Annotated in this window: 10 protein-coding genes; 2 read left to right on the forward strand and 8 right to left on the reverse strand. The window is 73.3% G+C overall.

What is annotated here, in order from left to right; genetic code table 11:
• Positions 1 to 105: 105 nt before the first annotated feature.
• The 4 genes from ACTWLT_RS30000 to prmC all read right to left on the reverse strand — a co-directional run bounded on the left by ACTWLT_RS30000 (position 106) and on the right by prmC (position 4,533).
• Positions 106 to 2,220: a transglycosylase domain-containing protein gene (locus ACTWLT_RS30000; RefSeq protein WP_445321248.1), complete on the reverse strand. Its 2,115-nt coding sequence runs from the start codon at positions 2,218 to 2,220 to the stop codon at positions 106 to 108.
• Between the two features lie 106 nt (positions 2,221 to 2,326).
• Positions 2,327 to 2,938 (reverse strand): arsenate reductase/protein-tyrosine-phosphatase family protein, encoded by a 612-nt coding sequence (locus ACTWLT_RS30005; RefSeq protein ID WP_445321249.1) that lies wholly within the window; start codon positions 2,936 to 2,938, stop codon positions 2,327 to 2,329.
• A complete protein-coding gene (locus ACTWLT_RS30010) occupies positions 2,939 to 3,586 on the reverse strand; it encodes an L-threonylcarbamoyladenylate synthase (RefSeq protein WP_393214160.1) in 648 nt (215 codons plus the stop codon). It abuts the gene before it with no gap.
• Positions 3,586 to 4,533: a peptide chain release factor N(5)-glutamine methyltransferase gene (prmC, locus tag ACTWLT_RS30015; protein ID WP_445321250.1), complete on the reverse strand. Its 948-nt coding sequence runs from the start codon at positions 4,531 to 4,533 to the stop codon at positions 3,586 to 3,588. Before prmC ends, ACTWLT_RS30010 begins: the two co-directional genes overlap by 1 nt.
• 72 nt (positions 4,534 to 4,605) lie before the next feature.
• On the opposite strand from prmC, the gene ACTWLT_RS30020 reads away from it, so the two are divergent.
• Complete coding sequence (locus ACTWLT_RS30020) at positions 4,606 to 6,153, forward strand: GGDEF domain-containing protein (protein WP_445321251.1); 1,548 nt, start codon at positions 4,606 to 4,608, stop codon at positions 6,151 to 6,153.
• 48 nt (positions 6,154 to 6,201) lie between these two features.
• On the opposite strand, the gene prfA is transcribed toward ACTWLT_RS30020, so the two are convergent.
• On the reverse strand, positions 6,202 to 7,290 hold the full coding sequence (gene prfA / locus ACTWLT_RS30025) for a peptide chain release factor 1 (RefSeq protein WP_252418733.1): 1,089 nt from the start codon (positions 7,288 to 7,290) through the stop codon (positions 6,202 to 6,204).
• Positions 7,291 to 7,395: 105 nt separating this feature from the next.
• Positions 7,396 to 7,620 (reverse strand): 50S ribosomal protein L31, encoded by a 225-nt coding sequence (rpmE, locus tag ACTWLT_RS30030; protein WP_007464546.1) that lies wholly within the window; start codon positions 7,618 to 7,620, stop codon positions 7,396 to 7,398.
• 275 nt (positions 7,621 to 7,895) lie between these two features.
• Here rpmE and ACTWLT_RS30035 point away from each other — a divergent pair, with 275 nt between their 5' ends.
• Positions 7,896 to 8,792, forward strand: coding sequence for a phosphatase domain-containing protein (locus tag ACTWLT_RS30035; protein WP_252418732.1), 897 nt, complete (start codon positions 7,896 to 7,898; stop codon positions 8,790 to 8,792).
• Between the two features lie 77 nt (positions 8,793 to 8,869).
• Here the strand turns inward: ACTWLT_RS30035 and ACTWLT_RS30040 are convergent, their stop codons facing one another.
• Positions 8,870 to 12,268: a phosphodiester glycosidase family protein gene (locus ACTWLT_RS30040; protein WP_445321252.1), complete on the reverse strand. Its 3,399-nt coding sequence runs from the start codon at positions 12,266 to 12,268 to the stop codon at positions 8,870 to 8,872.
• A 153-nt stretch (positions 12,269 to 12,421) separates the two neighbouring features.
• Complete coding sequence (gene rho, locus ACTWLT_RS30045) at positions 12,422 to 14,527, reverse strand: transcription termination factor Rho (protein ID WP_445321253.1); 2,106 nt, start codon at positions 14,525 to 14,527, stop codon at positions 12,422 to 12,424.
• Positions 14,528 to 14,646 lie beyond the last annotated feature (119 nt).

Below are 14,646 nucleotides of genomic sequence, written 5' to 3' on the forward strand. Positions count from 1 at the left end.
CTTGCACTTCCTGCCTGGACAAAAGGCAATGAGCTGCGCGAATCGGCGACCCAAAGTGCAAGATCGACGGGGTGAGGGGTGGGAGCAGGCAGGGTGGGGTGGGTGTTAGTTGCCGGTGCGGGCGCCGGTCACCTGGAAGGCGGCCCGTTCGCTCGGCGGGACGAAGTCCCGCACCGGCTGGTCGCGCAGGGCGGTGGCGAGCACCGCGCCGACGGCGTCCACCATCCGGGCCTGCACCGCCTGACCGACCGCGTCGCGCGGGTCGTCCGGGTTGGCAGCCATCGAGGCGACCGCGAGCTGCGGGGTGAAGGCCACCACCGTCTCCGACTCGTACCGCTCGGAGCTGCCGGTCTTGCCGGCCACCGGACGTCCGAGTCTGGACCGCAGATCGGGCGCGGTGGCGCCGTCGCAACGCCCGTACATCGACTGGTCGCCGACCGGGCAGCGCGCCGCGTCGGTGGCCGCCCGGGCCACGTCGGCGTCGAGCACCTGCCGGCAGTCCGGCTTGGCGGCGTCCACCGGCCGGCCCGCCGAGTCGGTGATCGAGACCACCGGCAGCGGCGCGCACCAGGTCCCCTCGGCCGCCACCGTGGCGTACGCCGTGGCCAGGTCGAGCGGGGTGGTCGCGGCGACGCCCAGGGTGAACGGCCCCCAGTTCTTCGCCCCGTAGCGGGCGAGCCGGGCATCGGAGTCGGCGCGCAGCACGATGCCCAGCCGCTCGGCCATCTCCACCACCCGGTCGGCGCCCACCCGCTCGGTGAGCCACGCGAAGTAGGTGTTCACCGAGCGCCCGAACGCGGTCCACATGGTGCGCGGGCCGTCCATCGACGAGGGGCTGGCGTTCGCCGGGCACCAGAGGCCGTCGCAGCTCGCCTCCCCGGTGACCGGGAAGCGGGTGACCAGCCGGGTCGGCGCGGTGAAGTCGGTCGACAGCGGCAGGCCGGACTCCAGCGCGGCCAGCATGGTGAAGAGCTTGAACGTGGACCCACCCTGGTACCCCTCGATCGTCCCGCCGCCGGCCACCAGCTGGTTCACCGTGTTCGGGTGGTTCTTCTGCCCGACCGGGTTGTCCGCCACGCTGTAGCTGCGGTTCACCGACATCGCCAGCACCCGACCCGTGCCGGGTTGCACCACCGCCGTGGGCACGGCCCGGGCGTCGGTCGGCTTGTAGATGCGCAGCACCTGCTCGGTGGTGGCCCGCTGCACCCCCGGGTCCAGTGAGGAGACGATGGAGAAGCCGCCCCGGCGCAGCGTGCGCTGCCGCTCGTCGGCGCTCGACCCGAACGCCGGCTGGCTGCTCCACCAGCGGGTGAACCAGTCGCAGAAGAAGCCCCAGTCGTTGTGACCGTCGGGCACCGCCGTGCAGTCGTTGGGGGTCTCGCTGGGCTTCAGCTCCAGCGGCTCGGCCCCGGCCGCCGCCGCCTGCTGCGCCGACACCTGGTCCGCCTCCACCATCTGGTCCAGCACGTACGCCCGCCGCTGCAACGCGCTGTCGGCGTCGCCGTTGATCGGGTCGTCGCTGTCCGGTGACCGGACCAGACCGGCCAGCATCGCCGCCTGGGCCAGGGTCAACTCCGCCGGGGAGCGCGAGAAGTAGCGCTTGCTGGCCGCCGCGATGCCGTACGCCCCGGCGCCGAAGTAGGCGATGTTGAGATACCGGGTGAGGATCTCCTCCTTGCTGAGCTCCCGCTCCAGCGCCAGCGCGTACCGCATCTCCTGGATCTTGCGGGCGGTGGTGATCTCGGTGGCCGCCTCGCGCTGCCGCTCGGTCAGCCGGGGGTCGCTGCTGAGCACGTTGCGCACGTACTGCATGGTCAGCGTGGAGGCGCCCTGCCGGGTCTGGCCGTCACGCTTGTTCACGGTGAAGGCACGCACCACGCCGCGCAGGTCCACGCCGCTGTGCTGGTAGAACCGGACGTCCTCGGCGGCCACGATGGCCTGGCGCATCACCGGGGCGACCTCGTGCAGCGGCACGTCCACCCGGTCCTCCTGGTAGAAGGAGGTGATCAGGGTGGTGCCGTCGTTGGCGTAGAGGTTGGAGCGCTGCGCGGTGGGCGGCGTGCGCAGCGTGTTCGGCAGCTCCGAGTAGGGCGTGGAGAGGGCCGTGAAGCCGATCCCGAAGACCAGGGCCGCCGGCAGGGCGGCCGCTGCCAGCACCAACCCGGCCAGCACACCGGCGATCACCACGGTCAGCAGTTTGTCGAGATGGGCCCGGATCATCAGCTCTCCCCGCAGGAGCCGGTCACGCTAGGACCCGTTCAGAATGACCCGGAACGCCCCTTTCGCCCCGCGTTTTCCCCAAACCCGGAGGAAACTCGCACGAGCCTCAGGGCAGCAGCACGCCGGCCAGCGGGTGGACGGTCTCCTCGATCTCGTCGGCGACCCGGCTGAAGCACTGGTCGCCGCGACCCCACGGGTCGTCCAGATCGTCGGTCGGCAACGACGAGGCGCCCAACCGGGCGTTGTGGGCCGCCGCCACCAGGGCCACGCCCCGGGCGTACACCGCCTCCGGGGTCGCCTCCGCCGGCGGCAACGCGGCGGCGTCGACCGCGGCCAGCAGCCGACCGAACTCACCCAGCACGAACGTGCGGGCCGCCGCGTCCGGACGCAGCGCCACCACGTACTCCTGCTGGTCGGCCGTGGCGGTCAGGACCAGGTCGGCGGCGTCGATGTGGTCCGAGCGCAGCTTGCGTGCGGCGAACCCCTCCACGGCCCCACCCCGACCGATGACCTGCCGCGCCGCCGGTGGGTTCATCTCCTCACCGGCGTGCCAGCCGCCGGTGCCGGCGCTGTGACTGTGCAGCAGCTCCTCGGCCCGGGCCGGGTCCTGCTCGCGCCGGGTCAACCGCTCCCGCACCGCGAGGGCCAGCAGCCGCTCCGCCATCGGCGAGCGGCAGATGTTGCCCATGCAGACGTGCAGAACGGTGAACGGGGGCACTCAGGCCCCCTGGACGTCGAGGAGATCCGGCACCACGTCGCGCAGCTTCTCCAGCGGGATCGCACCGGCGCGCAGCAGCTGCGGCACCTCGCCGGTCAGGTCCACGATCGTGCTGGGCACCGGATCCGGGCAGGGGCCGGCCTCCAGGTACGCGCGCACCGAGTAGCTGAGCTGGTCGCGCGCCTCCTCGGCGGTCACCGCGGCGGGCTGGCCCGTCTTGTTGGCCGAGGAGACCGCCATCGGGCCGGTCTCGCGCAGCACCTCCAGGGCCACCGGGTGCAGCGGCATCCGCACCGCCACCGTGCCGGTCTTGTCGCCCAGGTCCCACTGGAGGCTCGGCGAGTGCTCGACCACGATCGTCAGCGCACCCGGCCAGAACGCCTCCACCAGATCCCGCGCGGCCGAGGGCAACGAGAAGACCAACCCGTCCAGGGTGTGCCGCGAGCCGATCAGCACCGGCGGCGGCATCTGTCGGCCCCGGCCCTTCGCGTCCAGCAGCGCCTTGACCGCGTACGGGGTGAACGCGTCCGCGCCGATGCCGTAGACGGTGTCGGTCGGCAGGACGACCAGCTCGCCGTTCTTGACCGCCTCGATGGCCGCAGCGATGCCACGGTCGCGATCAGCGGGTGAGCGGCAGTCGTAGAGCATCACGAGGAGTCAGTCTGCCACGCCGGCCCGACCGGGGCTTGCTGGCCGTCCGCCCGTCGGGACGCGGTGGCGTACCGGGGGCGGCCGGTGAGGTCCCGACGCTCCGTCACGTCGGCGAACCGGCCGTCCTCGGCGAGCAGCCCCGGCACCGCCGCGCCGTGCGTGTCGTCGTGCTCCACGCCGAACGCGCCGCCCGGGCGCAGCAGCGCCGCCGCGCGGGTGATCACCGGCCGGATCACCGCCAGACCGTCCGTGCCGCCGAAGACCGCCTCCGCCGGATCGTGCCCGGCCACCTCCGGCGGCACGACCACGTCGACCGGCACGTACGGCGGGTTGCAGAGCAGCACGTCCACCCGGCCGACCAGGTCGGCGAGCAGGTCCGGCGCGGTGACGTCGGCCTCGACCACCTCGATCGGGCGGTCCCCCGCCGCGACCCGCTCCGCCGCGTTGCGGCGAAGCCAGGCCAGCGCCGCCGGAGACCGCTCCACCGCGATCACGCGGGCGTTCGGCAGCTCCTGCGCCACCGCCAGCGCGATCGCGCCGGAGCCGCTGCACAGATCCACCACCAGCGGGTCGGGCCGGCCCCGGGCCTGCTCGACGCCCCAGCCGGCCAGCAGCTCGGTCTCCGGCCGGGGCACGAAGACCCCCGGGCCGACCGCCAGCTCCAGGTGCCGGAAGCCGGCAAGACCGGTCAGGTGCTGCAACGGCTCCCGGGCGGCGCGGCGGCGCACCAACTCGTCCAGCCGGTCCGCCTGGTCGCCGGTCAGGTCGTCGGCGAGGGCCAGCCGGCCCCGGGGCACGCCCAGCACGTACGCCGCCAACAGCTCGGCCTCCACGCGGGCCGGACCCACCCCGGCGGCGGTCAGCGCCCGGGCCGCCCGGGCCACCGCGGCGGACGGACGGAGCCGGCCTGTCCCTTCGGGGGGGTGTTGCGGCAGAGTGGTCACGCCATAATCATGAAGCGTCGCGAGCGGCGCCACGAACGGGTGCGCCGGTGCGCACACGACGGGAGGTTGCGAGTGGGCTGGCTCGACCGGGTCGATGACCAGGTTGACGCCCTCACGCGCGCTCGGGCGTTGCAGGAGGCCAGTCGTTCCGCAGAGGCGTACACCCTGCTGGAACGGGTGATCCGCACCACGACCGACCCGGCGGCGCGAGCGGACGCGATGGTGCAGCGGCTCTCCGCGCTGATCAATCTCGGTCGGACGGCGGAGTACACCCGGGCCATCGAGGAGGCCTCGGCGGCCGTGCGCGACCTCGCCGAGCCCTACCTGCACGGCCACCTCAACGCGCTGGCCGCGCTCGCCGCCCACCACCAGGGCGCGCTGGACCGCTGCGTCACCCACCTGGTCAAGGCGGCCCGGGCGCTGGGCGCCGTGGAGGACCCGGACCGGGACACCGCCTGGGGCTGGCACGACCTCGCCATGGCCTACAGCTATCTCAGCTTCCACGGGTACGCCCTGGGCGCGATCGAGCGCGCCCGGCAGCTCGGGGTCACCGCCGGGATCCCGGAGGAGACGTTCGCCGCGCCGGGGATCCGCCTGCGCAACGCCGTGGCGCTGGACCACAACGGCGACAGCGACGGGTGCCTGCGAGTGCTGCGGGACGTCGCCGCCGACCTGGCCCGGTTCGTCCGCACCGGGCGGGCCGGCCGGCTTCGCCCGAGCAGCCTCGCCGCGTACGGGTACGCGGCGGCCCGGCAGGCGGCGCTCGGCGACCGGGTGGAGGCCACCGGCGACACCGAGCCGTCCCGGCTGCTCAACCACGGCGGGGACAGCGCCCGCGCCCGCGACATGCGTCAACTCGGGCTGGTCTGCCTGGCCGTCGCCGACGGGCGCCCGATCGAGGCGGTCACCCGGCTGGACACCATCCTGGTGTCCACCGAGACGCTCGGCGCGGCCGAGCCCGCCCGGCTGCGCAGCATCGCGCTGAGCCGGGCCGGCGACCACCTGGCGGCGCACCGCGCCGACCGGCTGGCGTTCCGGCTCGCCGCGCAGCGCAACGACCGTCTGCGCGACGTCTACATCGACGGCATCGCCGCCCGGATCGACCACGAGGAGATGCGCCGGGAGGCGGCGCGGTTCGAGGGCGAGGCGCTGACCGACCCGCTCACCGGGCTGCCCAACCGGCGGCGTCTGGAGCGGTACATCACCGCTGTGGTCACCCGTGGCGAGCAGGTCGTGATCGGCGTCTGCGACCTGGACGGTTTCAAGGCGGTCAACACCCGGCACGGGCACCACACCGGGGACCTGGTGCTCCAACGCATCGCCGGAGTGATCAACCGGGTGATGCGGCGGGGCGACTTCGTGGCCCGCTACGGCGGCGACGAGTTCGTGGTGGTGCTGCCGGACACCGGCATGGCCGAGGCGGCCGAGGTGGCCCGCCGGATCGAGGCCGCGGTCCTCGCGGAGGACTGGGAGTCGCTGGTGCCGGGCACCCCGGTCGGGGTGAGCATCGGGTTCGCCGAGGTCTCCGGCGGCAGCGGTCTGCGCAACGCGCTCAGTGTCGCCTTCGAGCAGGCCGACCGGGAGATGCTGGCCGCCAAGTCCCGCCCCCGCGCGAGCTGAGCGCCGGTGCGATGAGCCCCGCCGCCGGACGCCGACGGCGGCGATCGCTCAGCGGCGGGTCAGCTCGGTGTCGCCGGCCAACCGGGCGGCCCGGTCGGCCTCGGTGAGGGCGTCCAGCACCCCGTCCAGCTCACCGGCGAGCGCCAGATCCAGGTTGTACGCGGTGTAGCCGATCCGGTGATCGGTGATCCGGTTCTGCGGGAAGTTGTAGGTGCGGATCCGCTCCGAGCGGTCCACCGTGCGCACCTGCGCCTTGCGGGCGTCCGAGGCGGCGGCGTCGGCCTGCTCCTGTGCCGCGGCGAGCAGCCGTGCCCGCAGGATCCGCATGGCCTGCTCCCGGTTCTGCAACTGGGACTTCTCGTTCTGGCAGGAGACGACGATGCCGGTGGGCAGGTGGGTGATCCGCACCGCCGAGTCGGTGGTGTTGACCGACTGGCCACCCGGGCCGGACGAGCGGAACACGTCGATGCGCAGGTCGTTCTGGTCGATGGTGACGTCGACGTCCTCGGCCTCCGGCAGCACCAGCACTCCGGCTGCGGAGGTGTGGATGCGGCCCTGCGACTCGGTGACCGGGACCCGCTGCACCCGGTGCACGCCGCCCTCCCACTTGAGCCGCGACCAGACGCCGTTGCCGCCCTCCGGGACGCCCTTTGTCTTGATCGACAGCGAGACGTCCTTGACCCCGCCGAGGTCGGAGTCCTGCGCGTCGATCACCTCGGTGATCCAGCCGTGGCGCTCGGCGTACCGGCTGTACATGCGCAGGAGGTCACCGGCGAAGAGCGCGGACTCCTCACCGCCCTCGCCGGCCTTGATCTCGACGATCACGTCCTTGGCGTCGTGCGGGTCACGCGGGATGAGCAACTCGGCGAGACGCTCCTCCAGGGCCGGCAGGGACGCCGCGATCGCCTCGGTCTCGGCCGCGAAGGAGGGATCCTCGGCGGCGAGTTCCCGGGCCGCGGCGAGGTCGGCGCGTGCCTGCTCCAGCTCACCGGCGGCCTTGTACAGCGGCACCAGCTCGGCGTACCGGCGGCCGACCCGACGCGCGGTGGCCTGGTCGGCGTGGATGGCCGGATCGGCCAGCCGCTTCTCCAGCTCCGCGTACTCGTCGAGGAGACCGGCCAGACGCTCGCTGCTCATGCTGCGGATGCTCCTTCGACGGGTGCGGTGCCAGGGCGAAGACGGGTGGAATGCGGACGGCGCCCGCGTCCGGTGCGAAACCGGACACGGGCGCCGAACGGTAAGTTACTTGGCCTTCTTCGCCTGAACCTTGGCGTACTTCTGCTGGAACTTCGCGACCCGACCGGCGGTGTCGAGAACGCGCTGCTTACCGGTGTAGAACGGGTGGCAGGCGCTGCAGGTCTCGACGTGGATCGCCCCGCCCTTGGCGGTGCTGCGGGTCGTGAACGTGTTGCCACAGGAGCAGCTGACCTCGGTGGTCACGTACTCCGGGTGGATGTTTGCCTTCATCTCGCCTCGGTCCTCTCGTTGGTGGTCGCCGGGTCGCCGTCACCGCCCGTCGCGCCGTGCACGACGGGCTCGGGCGTGAACCGGAACCGGTGGCCGATTGACCAGTGTGCCATGGGCCTGAGCCGACCCGATAATCGGGCCGCACACCTCGTCCAGCATCGTCAACACGTGCCCACCCGTCCGCATTCCCGCCGCCTGGCCGGGCATTCACCCGGTCGGCGGCCCGCCGCCGAGTACCCCGTCGGGGGTACGCACGCCGAGCCGGAGGGGAGCCGATGACCCGCCTGATCGCCACCCGTGGACTGCCCGCGTCCGGCAAGACGACCTTCGCCCGGACCCTCCAGCCCTCCGTGGTCCGGGTCAACCGCGACGACCTGCGCCGCATGCTGCACGGCGAGCGGCTCTTCACCCAGTGGGCGGAGGCGCAGGTGACCGTGGTCCAGCGAGCCCAGGTCGAGGCGCTGCTGCGTGCCCGCGCGGACGTCTGCGTGGACGACACCAACCTACGCTCGCGGACCCTGCGGGACTGGGCCGACCTGGCCGCCCGGTACGGCGCGGAGTTCGAGGTGCACGACTTCACCGACGTGCCGTTGGCCGAGTGCCTGCGCCGCGACGCCGCCCGTCCGGAGGCCGACCGGGTCGGTGCGGACGTGATCTCCCGACTGCACGAGCGGTACCTGGCGGGGCGGGCGCTGCCGTTGCCGGTGCCGCAGGCCCGCACCGGACGGCCCGCCACCGTCCACCCCCCGTCGACCGAGCCGCCGGAGATCGTGCTCGTGGACATCGACGGCACCGTCGCGCTGGCCGTCTCGCGCAGCCCGTACGACATGACCCGGGTCGGCGAGGACGAGCCGAACCCGGCGGTGATCGCGGCGGTCCGGGCGATGCACGCGGCCGGCTACGGGGTGGTCTTCTGCTCCGGGCGGGACGCCTCGGCCCGGGCCGCCACCGAGGCGTGGCTGGCCCGGCACGTCCGGGTCCCCTACCTCGGTCTGCACCTGCGTGCCGTCGGCGACTCACGCAAGGACTCGATCGTCAAACGCGAGATCTACGACCGGGAGATCCGGGACCGCTACCGGGTGGTCGGCGTCTTCGACGACCGTGTCCAGGTGGTCCAGATGTGGCGCGCCCTGGGCCTCACGGTCTTCCAGGTCGCCGACGGGGACTTCTGAGGGTCGCGGCTTCCGAGGTCTGCCGCGCAGGGAAGGGTCCCTTCCTGGGAAGACAGGAAGGGACCCTTCCGCACACGTCAGCGGATGATGGCGATGGTCGCTTCGGTGCGCATCTCGTTGACGGTGACCGTCAGGCGTACCGGGGCGCCGGGACGCAGGGCGGTCAGGGTGCCGGTTGCCGGGTCGAAACGGGCGGTGTGCCAGGGGCGTACCCCGGCCGCCGAGCCGACGTACACCTGCGGTGAGGCGGCCCAGTCGGCGCTGACCGGGGCGGCCACCGGGACGGTACGGCCACCGGGCTGGGTCAGCGTGGCGGTGACCCGCGCCGGGGTGCCGACCGCGACGCTGGCCGGGGCGGTCAGCGCCAGACGGTCCACGTGGGCGTGGAACTCCACGTCCACCCAGCGGGGTCCCTCGGCGCGCGGGTCGCGCCGGGCCTGGTCGGCCTCGGCCGGGGTGACCGGGTCCACGCCGAACTCCGACCATCCGGTGAAGCCGCCCTGGTCCGCCGGGGTGGACGGCGTCTTGCCCGCATTGCCGTTGATCACGTACGGCACCCCGTCCACCCGCTCGGCGTGGAAGGTGCCGACGTGCCCGCCGACGAAGAGCGCGCCCTTGCCGGTGCGGTGCTGGAAGTCGGCCAGCCACTGCTCCAGCAGCGCCGCCTCCTTGCGGTCGCCGAGCTGGCTGGCCTCAGCGGGGCTGGGGTCGCGCGCCGGGTGGTGGTGCAGCACGACGACCGAGCCGACGCGTTTGTCGGTGGCCGCCGCGTCCAGCGCCTCCCGCAGCATCCGGACCTGGTCGAAGCCACCGCCGCGCAGCGTGCCGGTGGACGAGTTCAGCGTGACGAACCGCGTGCCCGCGTGGTCGAAGACCCGCGAGGTGGCACCGAACGCGGCCTGGAAGTTGCTGATCGGCGCACCCATGATCTCGTGGTTGCCGGGCACGTAGTACCAGGGCAGCGCATCGCCCAGCTCCTCGTCGAGGATCCGCCTGGCCAGCGCGAAGTCCGCCGGGTAGGCGGTGTCGACGAAGTCCCCGTTGATCAGCAGGAAGTCCGGCCGGGCGGCCTTCACCTCGCGCAGCGTCCGACGGGCCTGGGCGACCAGGTCGCTGTTGGGGGCGGCGGCGACGAACTGGGCGTCGGACAGCACGGCGAACCGCCAGGGAGCGCCGTCCACGGTGCCGTCGCGGACCACCACCCGGTCGGTACGCGGCGTCTCCGCCGGCACGTCCACGGAGGGCGGCACCTTCGCCACCAGGTCGTCGATGACCACCTCGCTGGTGTACTGCGCGGCGGCGTTGGTCTCGGCCACGTAGAACCGGCGCACCCGCACCGGGTACTGCACCCCGGCGGGCACCGCGAACTCCACGTACCGCCAGCCGGTCCACGTGATCAGGGGACCGCGCAGCACGTGCTGGGTGTCCTGGGCGTCGTGCAGGTGCAGGCTGGGCCACTCCCCCGTGCCGTTGCCGTGGATCCACATGCCGAACGCCTGCGGCTGGCCGGGCACCTCGATCCAGGCCGGCGGGTCGGCGTACGCGGCCCGGGTGCCGGTGGACTGGCTGAAGTCGTACGACATCCGCAGGCCGGTGCCGGTGTGGCCCGGCGCCGGCGCGACCGATCCGCTGGCGCGGGCCTGGCTGAACCGCCAGGACGCGGCGTCCTCGAAGCCGGCCACCGGCACGTCGGTCAGCCCGACGGTGACCGGCACGACGGCACTGGTCCGTCCGACGTGGACAGTGATGAGGCCGGAGCCGGTGTCCCGCAGCGCGGTGACGGCGAGGTTGCCGTTCCCGGTGGGTACGACACGCAGCAGGTCCCGGTCGTAGTCGAGGGTCAGGTCGGCCGGCTCGATCGGCGCCGTGTTGCCCTCGGCGTCGTAGCCGACCACCCCGACCACCGCGCTGCCGTCCCGGCCGGTCAGCCCGACGCGGTCGACTGTGGAACCGATCCGTTGCAACGGGCCGAGCACGGTGAGGCCCAGCGAGCCGGAGGCCCGGCCACGGGCGGCGGTGACCGTGCTGGCCCCCGGAGCGCCGGCGTGGAACACCCCGTGCCGGTCGACCCGGCCGCGTACCGCCGGAGTCGCCCGCCAGGTCGGCGTGCCGGCGGCCGGGCCGTACGTCTCGTCGTAGCCGGCCGCCGTGAGAGTGCGGGTCAGCCCGGGGAAGACCCGGTCCGGCCGGCCACCGCCCACCGGCGAGACGCCCGGGGCGGCGGTGGGGTCGCTGGCGGTCTCCACCCAGTAGCCGGTGAGCCGGCCGCTGCCCTTCGGTGCGTAGATGGCCAGGCCGTTGGGCACGGGCCGCTCACTGCCGTCGGAGGGGCTGTTCTCCACCTGCACGGCCGGCGCACCCGGCTCCCGGGCCAGCAGCGTGGACGAGCCGCCGCCATCCAGGTTGAGCGCGTGGTGGGCGCCCAGCTCGGCCATCATCCGGCCCATCTCGGTCTGGGTGACGCCACGGCTGTCGGCCTGCCGGCCGTCCACCGTCAACATGATCATTTTGCGACCGTCGGCGGTGAAGCCGACCGCGGTGCGCGGGGCCAGCGCGGGATCGGCGATGGTCTGCACGACTCCGTCGCGGACCAGGACGTTGCCGCCGCCGACCGCCGCGTGCAGGGTGCTGCCGTCGGACGGCTTGGGCCGCCAGGCCACCGTCACCGGGTCACCGGCGCGGAGCCCGGCCAGCGCGTCCGCGCCGGCGTCGCGACCGAGCAGCACCGTGCTGCCGGCGACGATCGGGCCGCTGCCGGCCGCGCCGGCAACCGCGGCCACCCGGCCGCCGACGACGGTGACCTCGACGACCCGGGCCGCGCCCTCCACCGCCCGCTGCCGGGAGTACGTCCCCCAGAGCTCGGTGAACGCACCGATGCCGTCGGCCTGCACGATGTTGTTGAACTGGGTGAGCGCAACCGGGCCGCCCGGCAGGGTGGCGGTGCCGTCGAAGTTCACCTCGATCACGCGCCCGAGCCCGTCGGCGGTGACCGCCACCGCGTTACGGTGCCCGCTGACCGCCGACTGGATCAGCTCACCGTCGCGGATGCCGACCCCCTGGGCGGCGCCGGAGTTGTTGATGTCGAAGAAGTCGCCGTTGACCGCCGCGACCGCGCGCGAGCTGTCCACCGCCGTGCGCAGAGGCTCGGCACGGCTGACCGCTCCGGAGTTGACGTAGTCGACGGTGGCCCCACCGGTGAGGTCGGTGGTGAGCGCGTCGGCACGCAGCCAGCCGTCGGCGTCGTACCGGTCGAAGGAGGTGAGCTGCACCCCCGGCGCGACCGGTCGGGTGGCCTTCGTGGTCTCCAGGCCGCCGGCCGGCTCCAGGCCGGTGGCGGCGGCGGCCGGAGCGGCCGTCGGGGCGGCGACGGCGGGCGGGGCCGGCGCGGCGGTCGCCGGCACCGGAACGGCCAGGGCGAGCAGCGGCGTCAGCAGCAGGACGCCGGTGCGGCGGGCGGATCGTCTGCGGGTACGCATGGACGACAGTCAACCCGATTGTGAATAGAAGTTTCAAGACGTACCGACTGAACCGAAGGAAAACTTCACACCCGTCGCCCGTCCGCACGGCGGGTGGACACGACGAAGGGGCACGGCCATCTCGGCCGTGCCCCTTCGGCGGTCACCCGGGGATCACTCCCCCGGCGTCGACTTCGCGATCTGCATCAGGAACTCGATGTTGGTGCGGGACTGCTTGAGCCGGTCCAGCAGCAGGTCCAGCGCCGCCTGCGAGTCCAGCGAGTGCAGCACCTTGCGGAGCTTGTGGATGATGGCCAGCTCCTCAGGCGCGAGGAGGACCTCTTCCTTACGGGTGCCGGACGGGTTGATGTCGATGGCCGGGAAGGTCCGCTTGTCGGCGATCTTCCGGTCCAGCTTCAGCTCCGCGTTACCGGTGCCCTTGAACTCCTCGAAGATGACCGTGTCCGCCATGGACCCGGTCTCCACCAGCGCGGTGGCGAGGATGGTCAGCGACCCGCCGTTCTCGATGTTGCGGGCCGCGCCGAGGAAGCGCTTCGGCGGGTAGAGCGCGGTGGAATCGATACCACCCGACATGATCCGGCCGCTGGCCGGCGCCGCCAGGTTGTACGACCGGCCCAGCCGGGTCACCGAGTCCAGCAGCACGACCACGTCGTGCCCCAGCTCGACCAGGCGCTTCGCCCGCTCGATCGCGAGCTCGGCCACCGTTGTGTGGTCCTGCGGCGGCCGGTCGAACGTGGCCGCGATGACCTCGCCCTTCACCGAACGCTGCATGTCGGTGACCTCTTCGGGCCGCTCGTCGACCAGCACCACCATGAGGTGGCACTCCGGGTTGTTGCGGGTGATCGCGTTCGCAATCGCCTGCAGCACCATCGTCTTACCCGCCTTCGGCGGCGACACGATGAGCGCCCGCTGGCCCTTGCCGATCGGCATGACCAGGTCGATGACCCGGGTGGTCAGGATGTGCGGCTCGGTCTCCAGCCGCAGGCGCTCCTGCGGGTAGAGCGGCGTGAGCTTGTAGAACTCCGGCCGGCGCCGCGCCTCCTCCGGCTCCATGCCGTTGATGGTGTCCAGCCGCATCAGCGGGTTGTACTTGTCGCGCCGCTGGTCGCCGCTGTTGCCGCCCTCGCGGGCCGCACGCACCGCACCGGTGATCGCGTCACCGCGGCGCAGGCCGTACTTCTTGATCTGGGACATCGAGACGTACACGTCGTTCGGACCGGCCAGGTAACCGGTCGTCCGCACGAAGGCGTAGTTGTCGAGCACGTCGATGATGCCGGCCACCGGAACGAGCACGTCGTCCTCGTTGACCTGCGGCTCACGCCCACCGGAGTCGCCACCGGTCTCGGTGCGCTCGCCACGGCCACGCCGACGGTCCCGGAAGCGGCTGCGCCGGCCACGCCGGCCGCCGCCCTCGCCGTCATCGTCGTCGGTGTCGCGCTCGGCGCGCTGACCCCGGTCGTTGCGGTCACCCCGGTCGTTGCGGTCGCCCCGGTCAGTGCGCTCGTTGCGCTCGGCGCGCTCGCCACGGTCGGCACGCTCGCCACGGTCGTTGCGCTCGCCACGGTCGGCACGCTCCGCACGATCGTTGCGGTCGCCGCGCTCGGCACGGTCGCCCCGGTCGGCACGCTCGCCACGCTCGGCACGGTCGCCCCGCTCGGCACGCTCGCCCCGCTCGCCTCGGTCACTGCGCTCGGCACGGTCGCCCCGCTCGCCGCGGTCCGCACGCTCCACGCGGTCCGGACGCTCGGCCCGGTCCCGGCGGTTCTCGCCCCGGTCGGTCCGCTCGCCGGCTTCCGCCTCGTCGGTACGCGCCTCGGCGGCACGCGCCTCGGTCGGACGCGCCTCAGTGGTACGCGCCTCCGCCGCGGTGGTGCGGCTCCGCCGGGTACGACCCCGGGTCTCGGTCTCGGCGGCCGGCTCGGCCGGCGCCTGGTCGGTGCTGCGTGCCTCGGCCGCCGGACGGTCCACGGTCTCCCGCACCTCCTCACGGGTCGGAGCGGCCGCAGCCGCTACCTCGGCCCGCGGTCGAGGGGTCCCGGCGGCGTTGCCGCCCTGCCGCTCGGAGATCGCGGCGATCAGCTCGCCCTTGCGCATGCGAGCCGTGCCGGAGATGCCGAGCGACGCGGCCAGGCTCTGCAGCTCTGGCAGCAGCATCGCCGACAGACCGGTGCCGCTACGCCGCCGACGGGCGGGAGCGGCGGTGGTGGCATCGCCAGCGACGTTGGAAACATCCGACGTCACGTCGGTGGTGTCGCTCAATGGATTCCTTCCCTCGATAGGCCGGGACTGCCCGGAGTCGGAGCTCAGGTGGCCGGGCGGCCTCGGTGCACCCGCCTCGCAAGGACGCGTCGCGGGAGTCTGTGACACAGCAGCCGGTC

The organism is Micromonospora yongxingensis, assembly GCF_052601155.1.